The 19984-nt window shown below is 43.1% G+C and carries 23 protein-coding genes and 2 pseudogenes; 15 read left to right on the top strand and 10 right to left on the bottom strand.

Going from position 1 to position 19984, the window contains the following annotated elements; translation table 11 throughout:
• From QAS77_RS01785 to QAS77_RS01775, 3 genes are read right to left on the bottom strand one after another with little or no spacing between them, the layout of a single operon-like run.
• Nucleotides 1-627 (bottom strand): class I SAM-dependent methyltransferase, encoded by a 627-nt coding sequence (locus QAS77_RS01785; protein WP_305063953.1) that lies wholly within the window; start codon nucleotides 625-627, stop codon nucleotides 1-3.
• 57 nt (nucleotides 628-684) lie between these two features.
• A complete protein-coding gene (gene sfsA, locus QAS77_RS01780) occupies nucleotides 685-1452 on the bottom strand; it encodes a DNA/RNA nuclease SfsA (protein ID WP_305063952.1) in 768 nt (255 codons plus the stop codon).
• A 30-nt stretch (nucleotides 1453-1482) separates the two neighbouring features.
• The gene (locus tag QAS77_RS01775; RefSeq protein ID WP_250867452.1) at nucleotides 1483-1830 is read right to left on the bottom strand and encodes a DUF5518 domain-containing protein; all 348 of its coding nucleotides are present in this window, start codon (nucleotides 1828-1830) and stop codon (nucleotides 1483-1485) included.
• 588 nt (nucleotides 1831-2418) lie between these two features.
• Between QAS77_RS01775 and QAS77_RS01770 the strand changes: the two genes are divergently transcribed.
• The 11 genes and pseudogenes from QAS77_RS01770 to QAS77_RS01720 all read left to right on the top strand — a co-directional run bounded on the left by QAS77_RS01770 (nucleotide 2419) and on the right by QAS77_RS01720 (nucleotide 13063).
• On the top strand, nucleotides 2419-2940 hold the full coding sequence (locus QAS77_RS01770) for a DUF367 family protein (protein WP_305063951.1): 522 nt from the start codon (nucleotides 2419-2421) through the stop codon (nucleotides 2938-2940).
• Nucleotides 2941-3090: 150 nt separating this feature from the next.
• Nucleotides 3091-3312 carry a sulfurtransferase TusA family protein gene (locus QAS77_RS01765; RefSeq protein ID WP_305063950.1) on the top strand — a complete coding sequence of 74 codons (222 nt, stop codon included), beginning with the start codon at nucleotides 3091-3093 and terminating at the stop codon, nucleotides 3310-3312.
• A gap of 19 nt (nucleotides 3313-3331) precedes the next feature.
• Nucleotides 3332-3745 (top strand): annotated as a pseudogene (locus QAS77_RS01760) (DsrE/DsrF/DrsH-like family protein); the annotation flags it as partial.
• 26 nt (nucleotides 3746-3771) lie between these two features.
• On the top strand, nucleotides 3772-3933 hold the full coding sequence (locus QAS77_RS01755) for a rubredoxin (RefSeq protein WP_305063949.1): 162 nt from the start codon (nucleotides 3772-3774) through the stop codon (nucleotides 3931-3933).
• Between the two features lie 35 nt (nucleotides 3934-3968).
• A complete protein-coding gene (locus QAS77_RS01750) occupies nucleotides 3969-5459 on the top strand; it encodes a glutamate synthase-related protein (protein ID WP_305063948.1) in 1491 nt (496 codons plus the stop codon).
• A 20-nt stretch (nucleotides 5460-5479) separates the two neighbouring features.
• A pseudogene (locus QAS77_RS01745) lies at nucleotides 5480-6499 on the top strand (lyase family protein); the annotation flags it as partial.
• On the top strand, nucleotides 6479-6880 hold the full coding sequence (locus tag QAS77_RS01740; RefSeq protein ID WP_331521927.1) for a hypothetical protein: 402 nt from the start codon (nucleotides 6479-6481) through the stop codon (nucleotides 6878-6880). The pseudogene QAS77_RS01745 and the gene QAS77_RS01740, both read left to right, overlap by 21 nt.
• Nucleotides 6877-8553, top strand: coding sequence for an FAD-dependent oxidoreductase (locus tag QAS77_RS01735; RefSeq protein WP_305063947.1), 1677 nt, complete (start codon nucleotides 6877-6879; stop codon nucleotides 8551-8553). Before QAS77_RS01740 ends, QAS77_RS01735 begins: the two co-directional genes overlap by 4 nt.
• The gene (locus tag QAS77_RS01730) at nucleotides 8553-9323 is read left to right on the top strand and encodes a succinate dehydrogenase/fumarate reductase iron-sulfur subunit (RefSeq protein ID WP_305063946.1); all 771 of its coding nucleotides are present in this window, start codon (nucleotides 8553-8555) and stop codon (nucleotides 9321-9323) included. The genes QAS77_RS01735 and QAS77_RS01730 overlap by 1 nt, the downstream gene beginning before the upstream one ends.
• 249 nt (nucleotides 9324-9572) lie before the next feature.
• Nucleotides 9573-11804: a DNA topoisomerase I gene (locus QAS77_RS01725; RefSeq protein WP_305063945.1), complete on the top strand. Its 2232-nt coding sequence runs from the start codon at nucleotides 9573-9575 to the stop codon at nucleotides 11802-11804.
• A 23-nt stretch (nucleotides 11805-11827) separates the two neighbouring features.
• A complete protein-coding gene (locus tag QAS77_RS01720) occupies nucleotides 11828-13063 on the top strand; it encodes an MBL fold metallo-hydrolase (RefSeq protein ID WP_305063944.1) in 1236 nt (411 codons plus the stop codon).
• Nucleotides 13064-13265: 202 nt separating this feature from the next.
• Here the strand turns inward: QAS77_RS01720 and QAS77_RS01715 are convergent, their stop codons facing one another.
• Nucleotides 13266-13391, bottom strand: a complete 126-nt coding sequence (locus tag QAS77_RS01715) for a hypothetical protein (RefSeq protein ID WP_276575049.1) — start codon at nucleotides 13389-13391, stop codon at nucleotides 13266-13268.
• 190 nt (nucleotides 13392-13581) lie between these two features.
• Nucleotides 13582-14187 (bottom strand): molybdenum cofactor guanylyltransferase, encoded by a 606-nt coding sequence (locus QAS77_RS01710; protein ID WP_305063943.1) that lies wholly within the window; start codon nucleotides 14185-14187, stop codon nucleotides 13582-13584.
• A gap of 83 nt (nucleotides 14188-14270) precedes the next feature.
• Between QAS77_RS01710 and QAS77_RS01705 the strand changes: the two genes are divergently transcribed.
• Nucleotides 14271-14816, top strand: coding sequence for a ferredoxin domain-containing protein (locus tag QAS77_RS01705; protein WP_305063942.1), 546 nt, complete (start codon nucleotides 14271-14273; stop codon nucleotides 14814-14816).
• A gap of 382 nt (nucleotides 14817-15198) precedes the next feature.
• On the opposite strand, the gene QAS77_RS01700 is transcribed toward QAS77_RS01705, so the two are convergent.
• From QAS77_RS01700 to QAS77_RS01680, 5 genes are all read right to left on the bottom strand, one after another.
• Entirely contained in the window at nucleotides 15199-16086 is an 888-nt protein-coding gene (locus QAS77_RS01700; RefSeq protein ID WP_305063941.1) for an RIO1 family regulatory kinase/ATPase domain-containing protein, read from the bottom strand.
• A 57-nt stretch (nucleotides 16087-16143) separates the two neighbouring features.
• Nucleotides 16144-16536, bottom strand: a complete 393-nt coding sequence (locus tag QAS77_RS01695; RefSeq protein ID WP_250867439.1) for a DUF2111 domain-containing protein — start codon at nucleotides 16534-16536, stop codon at nucleotides 16144-16146.
• A gap of 61 nt (nucleotides 16537-16597) precedes the next feature.
• Nucleotides 16598-17518: a thioredoxin-disulfide reductase gene (gene trxB, locus QAS77_RS01690; protein ID WP_305063940.1), complete on the bottom strand. Its 921-nt coding sequence runs from the start codon at nucleotides 17516-17518 to the stop codon at nucleotides 16598-16600.
• Nucleotides 17519-17531: 13 nt separating this feature from the next.
• Nucleotides 17532-17774 carry a glutaredoxin family protein gene (locus QAS77_RS01685; RefSeq protein ID WP_250867437.1) on the bottom strand — a complete coding sequence of 81 codons (243 nt, stop codon included), beginning with the start codon at nucleotides 17772-17774 and terminating at the stop codon, nucleotides 17532-17534.
• Between the two features lie 121 nt (nucleotides 17775-17895).
• Nucleotides 17896-18804 (bottom strand): hypothetical protein, encoded by a 909-nt coding sequence (locus tag QAS77_RS01680; protein WP_305063939.1) that lies wholly within the window; start codon nucleotides 18802-18804, stop codon nucleotides 17896-17898.
• 141 nt (nucleotides 18805-18945) lie between these two features.
• Here QAS77_RS01680 and QAS77_RS01675 point away from each other — a divergent pair, with 141 nt between their 5' ends.
• The 3 genes from QAS77_RS01675 to QAS77_RS01665 are packed head-to-tail and all read left to right on the top strand — an operon-like array spanning nucleotide 18946 to nucleotide 19843.
• Complete coding sequence (locus QAS77_RS01675; RefSeq protein ID WP_305063938.1) at nucleotides 18946-19128, top strand: hypothetical protein; 183 nt, start codon at nucleotides 18946-18948, stop codon at nucleotides 19126-19128.
• Nucleotides 19129-19161: 33 nt separating this feature from the next.
• Nucleotides 19162-19488 carry a hypothetical protein gene (locus QAS77_RS01670; RefSeq protein WP_305063937.1) on the top strand — a complete coding sequence of 109 codons (327 nt, stop codon included), beginning with the start codon at nucleotides 19162-19164 and terminating at the stop codon, nucleotides 19486-19488.
• The gene (locus QAS77_RS01665) at nucleotides 19481-19843 is read left to right on the top strand and encodes a hypothetical protein (protein WP_305063936.1); all 363 of its coding nucleotides are present in this window, start codon (nucleotides 19481-19483) and stop codon (nucleotides 19841-19843) included. Before QAS77_RS01670 ends, QAS77_RS01665 begins: the two co-directional genes overlap by 8 nt.
• The last annotated feature ends 141 nt before the right edge of the window (nucleotides 19844-19984 follow it).

Raw genomic sequence — 19984 nt, 5'->3', positions numbered from 1 at the left:
TTATTTCTTTGCTACAACGGTTATCCAATTGTCCTCAGGGACCTCATCGATCTCAATAGCTAAAAACCCTGCACTAGTGAGTGCTTTCCTGTATTCTTCAGCAGAGTAGATGTTCATTCCCTTTGCAGTATTATAAGGAGAATTACGCTCAGTAAAAAGTTCATGGTCGTACATTTCATTGACGATCAGAAGCGTACCGCCTTTTTTGAGAACGCGCTTGATCTCCCTTAGACCTTCCTCAAGGTCCGGCCAGAAATAACAGGTCTCAAATGCGGTCACAAGATCGAATTTATCATACGGGAACGGTAGTTCTGAGACCGAGGACTCCATGATGGTCACACGTCCAAGGTCTACTTCCTTGCTGTTGTATTCAGTAGCAAGATCCACCATATCCTGTGAGTGATCGATACCATATATCTTGCCCTTTTCTGCAAGTTCTGCAAGGATGCTGACAGTACGACCGCCGCCACATCCAACATCAAGTATGCTGGAGTCAGGTTCAACACTAACATGGTTAAGTCCCCATCCCCACAGCTTAAAATGATGCTCGTTCATTTTCAGACCTATCTCCTTGCCTTCTTCCCCTGTTGGTCTGGAATGCATCCTGACCGTTTCCTTAATATTCATTTTTAACACTCCTAAAGTCATTATTAACCGGAATTATATTTGAAAACACATCAATTATTAAATGGAATTGTATTCGTCAGTGCATAAAGGAACCTTTCCCATATAGAATAATTCCCTTCCCTCATAGCTGAACACTAAAGGACATACTTGCACCCCGGCATTGACAGCATCCTTGAAAGTCTCTGCAAAATCAGGATCAATACTCGCGTTCGCTTTAAAACAGGAAGCATTTTTTCGGAGAACGATAAACATTATAAGTGCCTCAGATCCACTTTCCAATGCTTTTTTCAACTCCCCAACATGCCTTTTCCCCCTTGTAGTTGGAGCATCAGGAAAAGTGGCAGTACTACCATCGATAAGTGTGCACCCTTTTACTTCGACCCATAATTCAGTATCACTTTTCTTCAGCAAAAAATCCAGACGGCTATCCCCGAATTTCTGTTCGGGTATGACCTCAAGCACATTTTCAAAACAGGAGCATACCTTATTTGCTATTGCCCATTCAGCTATTTTGCGATGGAATGCCGAATTTATCAATATCCAACCGTCATCAGCCTTTGCAGCAATCACATCCCATCCTGTTTTACGCTTGGGATTGGTAGCTTTTCTTAAAAGCAGCCTGTTCCCGGGAAAAAGGAGGTCTTCAAGCCTGCCGGGATCATGAATGTGAACTTTCTCCTGAATGAACCCAGAAGAAGAAGTGAAATTGGATGATGGAAAAGTGGATGGGTCCAGCTCTACAATGCCAAGAAACCTGTTAGGTCTTGACAGAAGTGTAGCTTCAACATCCCAGGGGACCTCCATGACCAGATCGTTGCGAACCATCAAAATACTCCTTAGATGATAAGAGTAAGGTTATCGATCATCAGCCACGGCACCACCAACAACACCGCCAATGATACCGAAGATCGCAGTATAAATCATAATAGCAATTGTAATAACGATACCTGAACCTGCCAAAATTGCACCGATCACTGGTATTTCGGACATTAGTGCAACAAAAACTCCTGAGATAAGGAATCCAGGTACAGCAAACAACAATGTCATCAGCAGACCAACCTTGACGCCGCCAATACCACCTTCTTTTGCCACATATCCACCGATAGCACACCCAAAGAACGGTGAGAGTGCGTTTAAGACCGGTACCATGTAAAGAACTAACGTACAGATCGATCCTATGATAGCTCCTTTAATAATGTTCATCTAGACACCTTGTCCTGTTATTTAGTATAAATGGAAATGTAGCTATCTATATTGACATCATATTTACATTGTAGCCTATTCTAAAAAAAGGGAAATACAACTAGACCGAACTGTAGACATGCCCGTTTTGTACAATTTGAAATATTCATAGCGTTAACATATATATACAATGAGTTCATAGCTCGAGAGTACTAAGAAGTATTATACTTATAGCCAAACCCTATTTGGATACACTTTTTAGGAAAAAACGAATGTACTACCACCACCACTTTGAACCCGGCACTGGGCTCTGCTCAGTGTCGGGATCCCCCCTCATTTTTGGATCTGATTGCATTGGTTTGAACATAACACCCCATTTTAAGTGTAGGAATACATTTCATAAAAATATTCACACACAGTGATCAGCGTTGAAATACACTTCATAAGGCATTGTTATGTGAAATAATATAGATCATGCCTGAGTTTGCTATTGTATATACAATCGATACATATACGCAAACTGAATTCACATTGTGCCAATTCCAAAGGAACTAAGCCGACATGGAAGCTGCCCAAAGAATATAAGCTTAAAAAACTAATCTATGATCCATGAAGAAGCAGATAGATAAAGATTATCACCTTCACATTTTCCATGCTAAACAGTGTGACCCGAAAAAATGTACCGGGAAAAAAATGGCGCGTTTTGACCTTGCCCGTATCTTTGATAAAGTACAGAAGATTCCCCGTGGCTCCATATTACTGGATCCCATGGCAAAGCAGGCATTGTCCCCTGCGGACAAGAACGAACAGAACATCACCGTCCTTGATTGCTCCTGGGAGACAGTAGAAGAAGTATTCCCGCACCTTATGAGATTACATCTACAACATCGTGCTCTTCCCTACCTTGTAGCTACCAATCCAGTCAATTTCGGAAGACCTTTCAAGCTCACATCAGTGGAAGCTTTCGCAGCAGCACTTTATATTCTGGGCAACAAGAAACAGGCTGAAAATATACTGTCAAAGTTCAACTGGGGACATGTGTTCCTTGATATGAACAAAGAGCCACTCGAAGATTATTCAAAAGCCAAGGACAGTAATGAGATCATAAAGATACAAAGCGAATACATGTGAAAAAGCAGTAAATAATTGCAGTCAAAATAGCAATTACCCCTTTTTTTGCCGAGGTAATAATCCTTTAATAGTATGATGAAGATATTTTCTATGGGATTATAGTGGGGCGTAGTATCGTTTTATGACTTACAGGGATCATGGGAGAATATTATGGCTGAAATTGAGATCGACACCCGGGGGGAAACCTGCCCCGTACCTCTTGTAGAATGCCGAAAGGCATTGAGAAAAGCAGAATCAGGTGATGAAGTAACTATTCTTGGAACACATCCGGCTTCAAAGAAGGAAATTCCGATGGCTTGTAAGGCACTTGGGCTGGAGATCATCGATATAAAAGAAGACGATAAAGAGTGGAAGATAAAGATACGAAAATGAAGGGGGAGTATACTCGACCGATAAAGCTGTCATAATAGTCCATAGTGGGGATATGGATAAACTTTACAGTGCCCTTATTGTGGGAAATGGAGCACTGGCGATGGGAATGGATGTTTCCATGTATTTTACTTTCTGGGGACTTCAAAGATTGAAAAAGGGCGGGCTTGAAAAAGGTCCATTGTCCAAGATGCATATGCTGGGACTTGGAAAATGGATGATCAAGAAACGGATGAAACAAGCTAACGTTGCTTCCCTTGAAAGGCTAATGAACGACTACAAAGAACTTGGGGGAAAGATCCTGGCCTGTGAGATGACAATGGAGATCATGGGAGTAAAGGCGGATGAGCTTCGCAGCGAATGGATAGATGAATATGGCGCAGTTGGCACTTATATAAACGAAGCAAGAGATGCACAGATAACACTTTTTATTTAAATCAATTTCAGGAGTGGGGGAATCAAATGACAGAATATCGATGTAACGTATGTAATGTTTTTGAATACGATGATGCTGAAGGAAATGCTGAACTGGGAATTGCCCCGGGGACAAAGCCAGAGGACTTTCCTGATGACTGGAAATGTCCTATATGTGGTGCAGACAAGAGCCACCAAATGCCGGTCTGATATTATTAAGATAATTGAAAGAAGGTGCCGTAAAAATGACGGAATACCGCTGCAATGTCTGTAATGTCTTTGAGTACGATGATACAAGAGGAGACTCGAACACAGAAGTGAAACCGGGAACCAAACCAGAAGATTTTCCTGATGACTGGAGATGTCCGATTTGTGGTGCTGATAAGAACCACCAAATGCCAACCGAAAAGAAAGAAGTTGAACATGTGACATCCAAAGAGATAGTCACATGTCCTAAATGTGGCACCAAGACCAAAGTAACTGTTTCTGCCCTTGAGGATGTGGATGTTAAAAGCTATCTTGGAGAATGGAAGCGAACAAAGGATGAGTTCGAGACATTCATGGAGGACATCCACAAGATATCGATCACCGGCGAATCGATCATTGAACCCATGAGGACAAAGCAGGATGTGATCTCCTGGAATGATATACTCATAAAAGGTGCACAACTTGCCAAAATGCCTCTGAACGAAGATGTGCCAGTGAACACCACTACTACTATCGGACCAAATGCAAAATATCCTCTTGTCATTGAAACACCTGTGTTCATCACACACATGTCCTTCGGTGCCCTCTCAAAGGAAGTGAAACAGGCACTTTCAAAGGGAAGCGCGGCTGTAAAGACAGCAATGTGCTCAGGGGAAGGCGGGATACTCAAAGAGAGTATGAATACTGCATACAAGTATATTTTCGAGTATGTTCCAAACAGATACAGTGTGACGGAAGAGAACCTTAAGAAAGTAGATGCCATTGAAATAAAGATAGGACAATCTGCCAAACCCGGAATGGGAGGACATCTGCCCGCTGAAAAAGTAACTTTCGAGCTGGCAGATATCAGAGGCTTTCCCGAAGGTACTGACATTGTAAGCCCCGCTAACTTTGACGACATCAGGAACAAGGATGATCTAAAGAAGAAAGTGGAATGGCTCAGGGAAACTTCCGGCGGTAAACCGATAGGAATAAAGATCGCAGCCGGGAACATTGAAGCTGATCTTGAAGTTGCTACTTATGCAAAACCCGATTTCATCACCATTGATGGCAGGCCGGGAGCTACTGCAGCGGCATTGAAGTTTGTCAAGAACTCCACATCCATTCCCACTATTTTCGCACTCTGGCGTGCAAGAAGATATCTGGATGAGAAAGGCATAGAGGATATCTCATTGATCATAACCGGCGGTTTGAGGACCTCACCCGATTATGCAAAGGCCCTTGCATTGGGAGCAGATGCTATAGCAATTGGCACAGCCGCACTTATGGCATGTGCATGCCAGCAATATCGGTTGTGTGATACGGGAAAATGTCCGGTGGGAGTAACAACGCAGGACCCGGAACTTCGTTCAAGGCTGAAGATCGATATTTCTGCAAAAAAACTGGAAAATTTCCTGAAGGTCTCTACAAAGGAACTTGAAGCATTCGCAAGACTGACAGGAAATGATGATGTTCATAAACTTAGTATAAACGACCTTTGTACGACAAATTCGGAGATATCGGATCATACCGAAATAGAACACGTCTAAAGAGGAGTTTTAAGACCGTTGTGGGAGGGGGTCATATCCGATTAGAAAAAGACACTTTTGGGGAAATTGAGGTCCCTGAGGACGCATATTATGAACCTCAGACAGTACGGGCAATTAACAATTTCAAAGTAAGCAGACAGAGGCTTCCGCCTTCTTTTATCAGGGCACAGGCAGCTATCAAACTAGCTTCAGCAAGTGCCAATCTTGAAGCCGGTAAACTTGAACCGGAGATAGCTAAAGCAATAATTTCAGCAGCTTCCGAAGTAAGGGAAGGGAAATTCGATGACCACTTCGTTGTCGATGTTTTCCAGTCAGGAGCCGGAACCTCACAGAACATGAACGCGAACGAGGTCATTACAAATCGGGCCCTTGAAATAAGGGGATATGAGAAGGGACGATATGACATCATTCACCCTAATGACCATGTGAACATGTCACAGTCATCCAATGATACCACACATACTGCAATACATATCGCAACCGTTGAGACGATGAACGCAGAACTCATGCCTGCACTTGTTGATATGCTGATGATCTTTTCGGAAAAATCTGCTGAGTTCATGGATATTGTCAAACCCGGCAGGACACACCTTCAGGATGCAGTACCTGTTACACTGGGACAGGAATTCTCAGGCTATGCACGTATGCTGGAACTTGGGATAAAACGCCTGGAAAGATCTGTCGTAGGCATTTAGGAATTGAACATGGGGGGCACGGCTGTCGGTACCGGAATGAATATACCTGAGAATTTCAGCAATATCGCTATTCGAGAGGTCAGAGCGATCACAGGACAGGATTTTGTCATTGCAGGAAATCCTTTTGAAGCAACCCAAGCAGCAGAAGCTATTCTGGGAGCATCAGCTTCCCTGCGCAGCATTGCGGTCAGCCTGATAAAGATAACAAACGACCTCCGGCTTCTTTCAAGCGGACCCAGAACAGGGATCGGAGAGATAAATTTACCTGCAGTACAACCCGGCTCCTCCATCATGCCCGGAAAGGTCAACCCGGTAATGGCGGAGATGTTGAACATGGCATGCTTCCAGATAATAGGCAATGATTCCGCCATAATGATGGCAGCTCAGGGTGGCCAGTTCGAACTGAACGTGTTCACACCCCTGCTGGCATACGACCTCCTCAATTCCATAGAGATACTCACAGGAGCTGCCACTTCTTTTACAGAACGCTGCCTTCGGGGAATTACTGTGAACAGAGATAGGTGTGAAGAACTGTCAAAACAAAGCCTTGCTCTTGTAACCATACTTGCGACAAGGATAGGTTACGAGGAAGCTGCAAAGATAGCCCATATTGCACACGATGGGGGTAAAACCATAATCGAAACTGTAAAAGATATGAGAATAATGGATGAAAAGGATGCAGAAGAGCTGCTAGACCCATTGAAGATGACCGGGGTGAAACAATGATAACACACGACACTATTGTGATCGGAGGAGGTCTTTCGGGACTTCGAGCAGCTATCGAGCTTCACGACAAGGGCGTGGATGTTGCAATTATCTCAAAAGTACCCCCCATACGCAGCCATTCAGGTGCTGCACAGGGTGGTATCAATGCATCGCTTGGAAAGGACGATAGCTGGGAATCCCATGCTTTCGATACCATAAAGGGAAGCGATTATCTCGCAGACCAGGATACTGTGGAAATACTTACAAAGGAAGCACCTGACAGGGTTCTTGAGATGGAACATTGGGGAACCAATTTTTCAAGGAACGAAGATGGTACAATTGCACAACGCCCTTTTGGAGGCGCTGGTTTTCCCAGAACGTGTTATGCAGGCGATAGGACCGGACATAACCTGTTACATAGCCTTCATGAACAGGTAACACGAAGGAATATCAAAGTTTACAGAGAATGGCTTGTAACGCGACTGGTCATCGATGATAACAGATGCATCGGATCTATAGCTATAAACCTGTTCGATTCAGAACTGGAGGTATTTAAGGCAAAAGCAACTGTTCTGGCCACAGGCGGTTACGGACGTATCTATGAACGTTCGACAAATGCTATGATCAACAAAGGGTATGGAATAAGTCTTGCATATCGCGCGGGAATTCCATTGCAGGATATGGAATTTGTACAGTTCCACCCTACAACACTACTGGGTACGAATATATTGATAACAGAAGGCGCAAGGGGAGAAGGTGGCCACCTTTATAATAAGGATCATGAAAGGTTCATGAAAAGATATGCTGAAAGTGCCATGGAATTAGCCCCAAGGGATATCGTTGCAAGATCGATACAGCAGGAGATCGATGAGGGAAGAGGCTTTCCAGGCGGGTATGTGCAACTTGACATTACACACCTTGGAAAAAAGCTGATAGAGGAACGTTTACCCGGAATTCGCCAGATAAGTATCGATTTTGCCGGTATCGACCCTGTTGAAAAGCCTATTCCAGTGCAACCGGGACAACATTATTCAATGGGAGGCGTGAGTTCCGATAAAGATGGATGCACTCCCATAAATGGACTTTATGCTGTCGGCGAATGTGCCTGCATAAGCGTCCATGGTGCAAATCGCCTCGGAGGTAATTCCCTTCTTGATACAGTAGTATTCGGAAGAAGGGCTGGAGTGCATGCTGCGAACTATATCAGTACTTTTGAGGATCCAAATGGTGAGATACTTGAAGATGCACTTGAAAGTGAAAAAAAGAACATCTCAGAGCTTATGGGAGATAGTAAGGAAAGTTATGCGGATATAAAGGATAGTCTCAGGAAGAACATGCAGGAGAACGTGGGGGTTTTCCGAGAGCGTGAAAAACTTGAAAAGGCGGTTGTTAAGATAAAAGAACTTGAGGTCCAGGCAAGATCATTGAGAGTAAAGACACTTTCAAAGCAGTTCAATCTTGAACTTCTCAATGCCATCGAGCTTAGAGGAATGCTGGACCTTGCCCACACGATCGCACTAGGTGCATTGGTGCGTGAGGAAAGCAGGGGAGCACATTACAGAACGGATCATCTGGAAAGGGATGATGCTAACTGGATGAAACATACTCTTGCGTATTTTACGCAGGATGGACCAAGATTAGAGTACAAGGATGTAACTATTACAGCGTTCCAGCCACAAAAGAGGGAGTACTGATGATAACGCTCAAGGTCAAGAGACAGGAAGAGGAAAATGTCTGGTATCAGGAATATGAAGTTGAGGATAGGCCCGGAATGACCGTTCTTGAGGCATTGTTCTACGCACAGGAAAAGCTTGATACGAGTCTGACATTCCGATATGCATGCAGAGGTGCTGTCTGTGGTAGCTGCAGTATGCTGATCAACCGTATTCCAAGACTTGCCTGTAAAATGCAGATCTCTGAGATGAGAAAGGAGCCAACAAATGAAGGGAATCTGGAAGTTCTTATCACTAACAAAAAGACGGAGATAGACAATAACGTCATACTGATAGAACCATTGCCTAACCTGAGAGTGATAAGAGACCTTGTGGTCGATATGGAACCTTTCTATTCACTGGTTGAAGATATAAAGCCTTGGCTTGAGATGAAGGAAAATGTACCGGAAAAAGAGAATCTTATGGACAGGGATACTCAGGTAAAGATCGAGCAATATACCAATTGTATCCTATGTGCACTCTGCCATGGTTCATGTCCCGTTGCAGCTAAGGATAAACAGTATTATGGGCCTGCTGCACTCGCAAAAGCATGGAGGTTCTATCTTGACCCAAGGGAGAACGAGGAAAGTAAGCAGGAACGCCTTGCCATAGTTGATTCGGAATCAGGAGTGTGGGGTTGTGATACCGTGTACAAATGTGTTGCTGTTTGTCCGAAAAAGGTCGCACCGACCCTTGCAATAAATGAACTTCGAGACAGGATCGAGGATAAGAAAGAAAAAGGGGCAAAGTGATGGAATAAGAAGATATGGACCTTGTAACCGTACAAAAGGGCCATAAAGGACATCAAAAGACAAATATATATTAGATTCAATGTACTCAGAAGCTTTAAGATATCCATATTAATGTTTGTGACACAAACGTTTTTATGATATAAAGATTTTCAACTACTATTATTTCCCTTATACCATTATAATATACTGCAACATAATTATAGCAGCAGTTACAAATACGTATTCACAATAACCATACTGGAGTTTTCGATGCATCTTATCATAGCGGAAAAACACATTGCAGCCAAAAGGATAGCAAAGATCCTGGCCCCGAAGGAACCAAAGCAGGTACGTGTCAGCGGAATGGATACGTTCGAATATAAAGACCCTGACGCAGAGGACAGAACAGTCGTAATGGGACTTAGCGGACATATCGTACAGCTCGATTTTCCAAAAGCCTATAACAACTGGCAGAAAGTCGATGCAAATGAACTTATCGATGCTGAGGTAATTACTACACCCACCCATGTAAAGATAGTGGCAGCCCTCAGGAAACTAGGAAAAGAAGCTACGCATGTTACCATTGCTACTGACTACGACCGTGAAGGAGAGCTTATTGGTGTCGAAGCACTGAACATTATAAGGAAAGTGAACCCTGATGTTGAGTTCGATCGTGTTTTTTATAGTGCCATAACCAAGACGGAGATAGAAGAAGCTTTTGCGAACCCTGCTTCAATTGATTTCGATCTTGCTGATGCGGGCCATTCCAGACAGGTCATCGACCTTGTATGGGGAGCTTCCCTTACAAGATACCTTTCCATTTCAGCAGGCAGGCTGGGAAAGCTTTTCCTGTCAGTGGGAAGAGTGCAGTCACCAACCCTTGCATTGATAGTGGATAAGGAAAAGGAAAGGCAAGCGTTCGTTTCTAAACCTTACTGGGAGGTCAATGCGATCCTTAAGGATAGCGACGATGCAATGGTCAATGTACAGCACAAGAACTCCAAGTTCTGGGAAAAGGAAGAAGCTGATGCGGTAATGGAAGTGATCGGAGATAAAGCATCCGTATCATCCGTGGAAAGTTCGAAGAAGATAGACAAGGTTCCAACTCCTTTCAATACTACAGAATTCATCGGTGCTGCAAGTTCCATCGGTTTTACAGCATCCAATGCCATGAGGATAGCAGAATCCCTTTACACTAATGGTTTCATTTCATATCCAAGGACGGACAATACTGTTTATCCTGCATCCATCGACCTGAGGGCACAGATAGAGATATTCAGTAAAGGTCCTTTCAAGGAATATGCCCAAAAATTGCTTGCTAAAGATGAACTTGTGCCTACGCGTGGTAAAAAAGAGACCACCGACCACCCCCCTATCTATCCTGCATCCCTTGCAAAGAAGAGTGAACTTAATGAGCAGGAGTGGAAACTTTACGAGCTGGTGGTCAGAAGATTCTTCGCAACCTTTGCAGATGAGGCCGAATGGGAGACCATGAAGGTAAGGTTCGATATATCTGGCGAGGAATTCAAGGCTAACGGTGCAAGACTTGTGCAACCGGGATGGAGATGGTACTACCCATACAATGCCCCGCAGGATAGACTGCTTCCGGCACTTTCTGAAGGTGATGTGCTTGATGTGACTGGTAAGGAAATGCTTGACAAGGAAACTCAGCCACCTGGAAGGTACGGGCAAGGACGTCTGATAAAGCTCATGGAGGATCTTGGGCTTGGTACAAAGGCTACACGCCATGAGATCATCAGTAAGCTATATTCAAGGGCATACGTCCATGGAAACCCGCTTCAGCCTACCAAGACATCCTTTGCGGTGATCGAGGCCCTTGAGAAGTACGCACCAACCATTACCAAGCATGACATGACCAGTCAGCTCGAAGAGGATATGAATCGCATCGCTGAAGGGAACGTTAAAGAAGAGAATGTTCTGAATGAATCAAGAAAGATGTTGCATGAAGTGCTTGCAGAGCTTGCCAATAACAGTGAAAATATATCGGAATCCCTGCGTGCAGGTCTTCGCGAAGATAAGGTAATAGGAGAATGCCCAGATTGCGGTTCGAAGCTCATGGTCAGAAGATCGAAGAGAGGATCCCGTTTTATCGGTTGTAATGGATATCCGGATTGTAATTTCTCACTTCCACTTCCAAAGAGCGGACAGATCATCGTTACTGAAAAGGTATGTGAAGAACATGGAATTAATCATGTGAAGATAATCAATCCCGGAAAACGTCCATGGGACCTAGGGTGTCCGCAGTGCAATTTCATTGAGTGGAAGAAGACGCAGGAAGAAGAAAAGGCCAAGCAGCCAAAGGTTCCCATTCCTGATAAGATCACGGATGTTCCGGGTATCGGGAAGGTCACTGCTGAAAAACTTAAAAATGCAGAGATCAATACTGTTGATGAGCTCAGGCAAGCAAATGCCATTGAGCTTTCAAAAATCACAAGCCTGCCTGCAGGTAAGATCATGAAATGGCAGGAACTTGTTACATAAAACTATAAAAGAGGGGGATAAAATTGAAACTCGGATTCAAAGGTGGATGCAGGGAAGTCGGACGTTCCGCACTTCTTGTGAATGATGAGATACTTGTGGATTATGGAATGAAACCAGGAGAGGTACCACTCTACCCGGTGGATGATGTACACCCAAAAGCTGTCCTTATTTCGCATGGACATCTTGACCACTGCGGTGCCGTTCCTAATCTGATGGATATGAAACCCGAGATATTCATGACACCTCCAACAGCTGATCTTGCACATGTACTTGCAAAGGACACTCTGAAAATTGCAGAGAGGGAAGGAACACCCGTAGCATTTGACGAACGAGAGATCCAACAGATGGTTTTGAACACCAAGACTTTCGATACGGGTGTGGAGTTCCATACACATGGATATAAAGCCCAGTTCTACAATGCAGGTCATATTCCAGGCTCATCTGCGATCTATCTTGAAAAGGATGGAAAAAGCATTGTATATACTGGTGATATCTGTACGCAAGAGACACGTCTTGTCCCCTCAGCAGATGAATTGCCAAAAGCAGATGCACTTATCACTGAAAGCACATATTTTGGAGAGGACCACCCTACGAGAAAGGAAACTGAGAGGGAATTCATCGATTCACTCAGGGATACCATCGACCTTGGTGGCAATGTCATTATTCCTGCCTTTGCCATTGGCAGAACACAGGAAATCCTGATGGTGTTGAGCGATAACGGCATTCCTGCCTATGTGGACGGCATGGGAGTCAGCATCTACAAGCTTCTTATGAATCATCCGGAATACTTGAAGAATCCTGAAAAACTCAAGCATGCTTTTGATAATGCTACAATTGTCAAGGGGCGTAAGAGAGAAAATATACCACTTAACGGTACAGTTATCGTTACGACCGCTGGAATGCTCAATGGCGGGCCTGTCCTTCATTATATTAACAGGCTCTACAAGGACCCAAAGTCCAAGATAATGCTTACCGGTTATCAGGTTGAGGGTACCAATGGAAGAATGGCACTCGACACCCGGAATATCGATAATGATGGTATTCTACAGAACATACGCATGAAGATCGAGCAATATGATTATTCTGCACATTCCGGTGATAAAGAGCTTAAAGCCATGGTCAATGATTTCTGCGACAAGGGCGGAGAAAAGGTATTTGCGATGCATGGTGAAAATACCGAGCAGTTCGCAGAATGGGTGAGAGATGAGATTGGTGTTGAGGGTTACGCGCCTGCCAATGGCGAGGAGATCACCATTTAATTTTATTATGCCACTTTTGAAAGTGGCAATCTTTTTTTAGAGTTCGATCAACTTTTCTAAAAGATGAGGGAAAGAGATCGTATAAACAATGAAAGGTGAAAAAGAAGAAAAAGGAAAGAATAGTTTTCCAATAAAATACCCCGCTAATAATCGATCGCATATGATCGATCAAAGGAAGTATGGGAAATTGAAAGGAACTGTATTATTTTGCGGGAATCCGTATAAATGCCTGTCCGGAACTTGAAAAGAACCCGTGTTTTTCCTTTTCATTTATAAGCATAGTAGTATGTTCATCTTCATCTTTCTTTGAGCTCTCTGTATTCCCCATGTTATCCCCTCTCTTAAGCAGATAGACTGCGATCAGAGGATTATATCATAACCCTCATCATAATAATAATTATATTGTGTGCAATATATAAGTCTTACGATTGTATATTAAAAAACAAGACCTTTAAACAGCATGAAAAACAAAGGAAGGAGCAATATAACGAAAAAAATAGAGAACATGCCCAAAATTATCAGCAAAGATCGAATCGACCCAGGTCTTCAAGAGTATTAATATTAATAAGGCTCTTAAGCTGAGGATCGAATTCCTTTAGCAGCTCGATGCTGACCTTTGCAACATCATCCAACTCAAAGACTGGTGCCAGTATAAATTTTCTGTTTGCCTGTATGGAGCTTTCTATCAGAGGCAACATCGGTCCAACGCGGTAGACACTGCACAAAGGCTCCATTGAACCATCGTTGTGCACAGGAACCGCAGCATCATGCCCTTCCGCACAATGGAACATGAACTTCACGACCTCTTTATCAATGAAAGGCATGTCGCATGCAGTTACAAAGATGTATTCGCCTTTCGCCTTTTTAAATCCTTCAAGCATACCGGCAAGCGGACCTACATCCTCATAGGTATCGAACACCATTACCTTCCCACAGGCATCGCCTGCAAGCTCCTGTGCCTGCCCCTCATCCCTTACAGAAACTATGACATCATCCACGATACCCTCGAGTATGCCAATTGTACGCTCAAGCAAAGACCCTTCACTACCCCTTATAAGAGATTTCTCCACATTCCCAAGACGCCTGCCGCGTCCACCTGCAAGAATCAGTGCTGATAAGCTCATCAGAATCTAATTTGGAATATTAGTACATATAAGTAAGCCTTAAAGCAGAAAATATTAAGTTCAAAAATGTCATATGTAGACATATGATCACAAATCCAGAATCCGAGAATATCGAAGTGATGGCAAAGATGATATTGACCGCAGCAAGGACAGCTCCAAAAGCAAAGGGCAGAGATAGCATTGTTACCGGGCTTCTGGAACCATCCGACATAAAGATACTTGCAGACTCCATGGATGCAATGGCAGAAAGTAAAGGAGAAGGATTTGGATTCTTCAACCGTAATGCTCAAAACGTCAGGGATGCGGATGTAGTAATACTCATCGGTCTTAAGACATCAGAACCAACCGGATTGAACTGTGGAGCATGCGGTTTTTCCACATGCAAGGAAATGATAGGACAGACACTGGTCAAAGCCGATTTTAACGGCCCGAAATGTGCCTTCAAGTACATTGACCTCGGGATCGCACTGGGAAGTGCAGCAGCAAAGGCAAAGGACCTCTGCATCGACAACCGTATAATGTACACCATTGGGGCAGGTGCATTAGCAGCCGGATTGCTTGATGCCGATATTGCATGCGGAATACCGCTGAGCGTGAAAGGAAAGAACATATTCTTTGACAGGAAATGAACTCAAATTAAGAGATTTCAGGAAAGACCTCTACAATTGGTTCCATTCACAGAATCGGAGTTGGTGTGACATCCGTACCAATAACTGCAGGTTTCCCATATTCACCAATATTTTGACAAATTCATCATGAGAAATGCCACGAATACTTTTCAAAAAGAGATACTTCAGAGCCAAAACCCATATATACAAGACGAGAACAGGCCTATGCCCCCTTATTGGAATCAAACTGATGAAGGGACAATCCATTTTATTGCAAGATATAAAATGGATTTCTTGTGCAGAACACCTGTGCTCCAGATGAGCCTTTAGCAATATCAATGCCGAATATAACCCCGGCTCCCACAACCATTATAAATTAAATTGTGAGGTCATAGAATATACATCATTCGCCCTTGATAATTCGAACGACCTCATCCAGGTCCTTTTCAATATTATACTTCCGCTTAAAATGAGTAAGCACATTGAAAACATCGCGCCTTAGCAGATCTTCTGCATTAAGATGATCAAGGGTCACATACTGTGGCCAGTCGATGAACTCAACGCCTTCCTCACTGACAAAGATATTGTATTCACTAAGGTCTGAATGGATGATGCCCAGAGAATGGACCTTGGTCATTTGGGAAAGGATCTCCTCAAGTACCCAATTCGGCTCAGTGAGCTTTGTTTTAACAAGAATGCTGCCCTTTGCAGGAGCCATCACAATAGCATGTCTGTTGTAATCAAGAGGCTTTGGAATTGAGATCTCGGAGTATAACTGCTCCATAATATCGAACTCTCGCTTTGCGGAAAGCCTTGCAGCATATATCCATGAGAAATGTTCACGGTAAGCAAGGTGCTCACGACCCCTTTTTACACTCTTGAAACTGGTACGACCTTCCCGGTGGAACTTAATAATGACCGTAGTAGGATCTCCAATAGCAAGTTCAGGCTCCCTGATAGCCTCATGCACGACAGACTCTTTACCCACACCGACCTCATCGCCAATTGCGCTGACAGATCCCCTCTTGACAAAAGTGTTCAAAGCGAGTGCATCATAACCGTCAAAATATATCTGATAGCCCTCGTAGGGAGTTTTCGTACCCACGACCATATTAGACCTGAAAAGCTGAAGGAGCTTATACTCAAGCTGACTATATGAGAATCTAGTATATTTCCGGACCTCCTCAACAGGAACCCACTCATAGTGTTTCATTCCTATTTCGATACCCATCAGTATACGAAGGTCTTTACTATCCAGTTGCCTGAATAGTTTTACTACATCATCTATCATCGACTGTTATTATCCCGAATCTTAAAGATAGTTTTTGGTCGTACAACAACACCACGATCAAGAAAGACGTTTCCTTGACTCCTCCACCTCATCCACAATATCAGGATATTCGCGGAACACAGACAGAATATCAAGTGCAGCGACAATGTCTACCACCCCAAGAGCCGCCACGACCTCCCCATCAGAAGTTCTGATAGGAGTTACGACCACTGCCTTTCCTTTGTAGACACCCTCTGTCGGCATTTTTCTTATGATCTTGTTGGTCCTTATAACCTCTTCAAGAACAGGACCAGTATAATCATCATCCACAACAACCCCCCGTTCCATACGAAGCCCCTTTAAATTCTTACTTCGGATCGTAACAGGGATCCCAAGCACAGCGTGCACTGCCTCAGCTATTGGTTTAAGGTCTTCAGATTTTGAATCGCCACATATTTTCAAACAGATCATATTTTATCCCACCTTTATGACATTTAGATATCTAAAACACTCAAAATGAACATAACGAGAGTTATTTCCCACTCCTATTGAGCCCGGAAACATAATTATAAGCTTCGAACGCTGCAATTACGCCATCACTTGCAGCTGTTATAACCTGTCGCAAAATAGCATTGCGACAATCACCAACCGCAAAAATACCCTTTTCAGAACATTCCATCTTTTCATTGGTTATGATGAAGCCATATTCGTCTTTATCCACATCCACAAATCCAGTATTAGGCTCCACACCCACATATACAAAGACACCATCGATAGGAACCCTACGGACCTCATCGGCATTGATATCGCGTATAACTGCCTCTCTTACGACAGAATCCCCGACAATTTCCTCAAGAGTAGTGTCCCATAAGAACTCAATATTTGATCTGGCAAAAGCCCTGTCCCGAAGTATTTTCGAAGCTCGCAACTCATCCCTTCGATGAACAATACAAACAGATGCAGCCACATCAGAAAGGATCAGAGCATCCGTAATTGCAGACTCGCCGCCGCCCATCACTATTATATTACGACCTGAAAAGAAAGGACCATCGCAAGTAGCACAATAGGAAACGCCTTTTCCACGGAACTCATCCTCCCCCGGAATTCCAAGATGCTTAGGTTCTGCACCGGTTGCAATAATAACACTGCTCGCTTCAAGGTCACCTTCTGAGGTGTGGACGATCTTCCTATCCCCCTCCGACCGAACCTCAAGGACATCCTTATCCTCAACAACGACTCCTGCTGCCTTTGCATGTTCGGCAAATTTGTCCATAAGCTCCATACCGGATATGGAAGGAAAGCCCGGATAGTTCTCCACATTACCAGTAGTTGATATCTGCCCGCTAACAAATCCTTTTTCAAGAACTAGCGTATTGAGACCATACCTTACAGCATAGATCCCTGCAGAAAGACCCCCTGGCCCTCCGCCAATGATTATAAGATCATAGACCACTTTAAATACCTCATCAAGATAGCATCGAAACAGCTTTTTCCTTGTCAGGAACACCAACAAACGCCACTTCCCCATCGATAATAGTGGTAGGAACTGACATTATAGAATACTCCTCTGCAAGTTTTTCACCCTCAGGAGTGTCAAAGTCAATTTCATCATAATCAAAATCATGCGCCTCTTTTAAGCTCTGCCAGAGCTTCTTTGCCTCAGGACAGACATGACACCATGAAGCATGAACAAGTATAACTTTTGTCATCAAATACCCCCCATATAGTTCTATTGATACTATATAATAAGAAACTCATCCAATAAATACAATACTAAAAAAATAAAAGGGAAATACCCGATCATCAGGCATCCATATTCTTACTGAACGTTCAGCCAGACCTGATCAAGCTGTCCGCTGTAACGAGTTCCACAAAATTCAAATCAGCGGTTGGCTCTTCTATCGCAGCCCACCCCGGAACATTTGGAGTGAGTTTCCAGGTCTGCTTCACAGATTCCCCCGGATCGATATTACCAAAAGAAAGAGTGGCCTTTTTCACTTTAACGCTAGCTGGAAATGTTGCAATTATTATAAGATTCACATAAGGTTGTTGATAGAAGTTCTTCACCCACACATAGACCTCAACACTCTGGCCGGATACACACTGAGCAGGTGGCATTATCTTAATGAACTGTGCAAGAGCACTACTTTCAACAGGTACCGCATTAGAGATATCCAAGCTTGGAAATGCAGTATCCCCAGCTTGCTTCTTTTTAGAGATGACAAGGCCAACTAAGAGAATAACAGTTGAAACACCACCAATTAACGTTGTATTATCAACTAATGGATCAAGAGGCTTCGAAGGCACAGTCACGTTCACAAGAGCTATATCCGGGTGAGAAATCGGAGTGTCAAAATCCACTTTTGTCACAAGCCATTGACTACCAATTTTTTGTGTTTTGAAGTATACCGGTTTTTGAGCAGAACCTACAACCTTGTCCCTCTCATAAATACTCACATTACAATCAGCAGTCACATAAGCAACTTTGTCCTCGACTGTAACATTATTCAAGGTTATCTGCTGAATAGAACCTGCAGGAATACCTCTGTTCTTAAATTTTAGATTAAGGGTTGCAGGTACAACAAAATCAGTACCTTCATAATAAGATAATGCGGATTCTAATTCACCCTCATTGAATGAGGTGAGAAAATTCAGAACAGTCTCATTAATTGCTTCTTGCGAACCTGAGCTGAGGCAGCCGCAACCGCTCGTAATTACCAGAATAATAAGGACAATCATCCACAGGACAATACTTGTTCAACCAACGCCACCATACGACAAAAGCCCCTTCCTTAAAATTATATTAAAAATGAAAATCAATATACATCGATGAAAATAAATTAAAATAAAGCACAATAAAAAAATAAAAAGATAAGGTGAATGACTTCACCTTATGGCCAGAGTGCAACTGATTTCTTTACACCAAAGGAAGGTGCTGCGAATCCTGCATTTGTTGATAAACCGGATTCTGGTGTAATGACCAGGTTTATAGTAGATCTTGGTAAAACAGTGATACCTGAATCCTTAAGACCGGAAACAACTGTCCCATCGAGATTGGTGTGAGCTGTTGCTGTACTTGCTACAGTGGAGATGTATATGTTTACAAGATCTCCCTGGTTCACGATCCTTGGAATAATGCTGTTGATCCTCCTTAGGAAGATATTGAAAAGAATGCGATATCATACAGCATTGCTGCTTGTGTCAATCTCATTCGTCATCGATTTCATGCTAACTGATATGATCACGACATTTGATAGGATGCAGATTGTTGCAAGGACCTTTGTCCTAATAGGAACGGTTCTTGCATACCTTTCATACTTCCCACCACTGACATTACAGGAAAAGCTAGGCATCAGGCAGCATAAATACGAACCTTTTGACGAAGATGAATACATGGATTCCGAGGATAGTGACTATGTCTGAGGGAATAGATGTTGAACATGAAAAGAAGGTAGCAGAATTCTACCAGTCATTGGGGATAAATCAAGGACCAGGAGATATTCAATACCGCCTTATATTATTAGTTCTAAAGAAAAATGAAGGTAAAATAACGGAATTTGCAGAGATAAGGGCATACACAGACCAATTTGCAGATAGAGGAAGTATTGGAAGTAAGATGAAGAGCGTCTTCCAATTAGAGGGACTTGCAGAGAAAGTACAACGCGGTGGTTATGTGATAACAGAAAGGGGATTAATAGCCGCTAATTTTTTGAAGTATACATCTGCATTCTACAAAAAGACAAAGAGCATGCAGGCAATGCTTGATCGTCTTCCGTAATGGCGAAAGATGTATATAGAATAAATTGTATGTACATATTTATACGTCAATGTACATAAGTGGTTATTATGCACTCTGCAATACATGAAATTATCAATTCTACGGAAAAGCGGATCAAAACGCTTTATGAAGCGGAAGATC

The organism is Methanococcoides sp. (genome assembly GCF_030594565.1).
Classification (GTDB): Archaea; Halobacteriota; Methanosarcinia; order Methanosarcinales; family Methanosarcinaceae; genus Methanococcoides; species Methanococcoides seepicolus.
The sequence above is the reverse complement of the archived record's forward strand: the minus strand, read 5'-3'. Positions and strand labels throughout refer to the sequence as shown.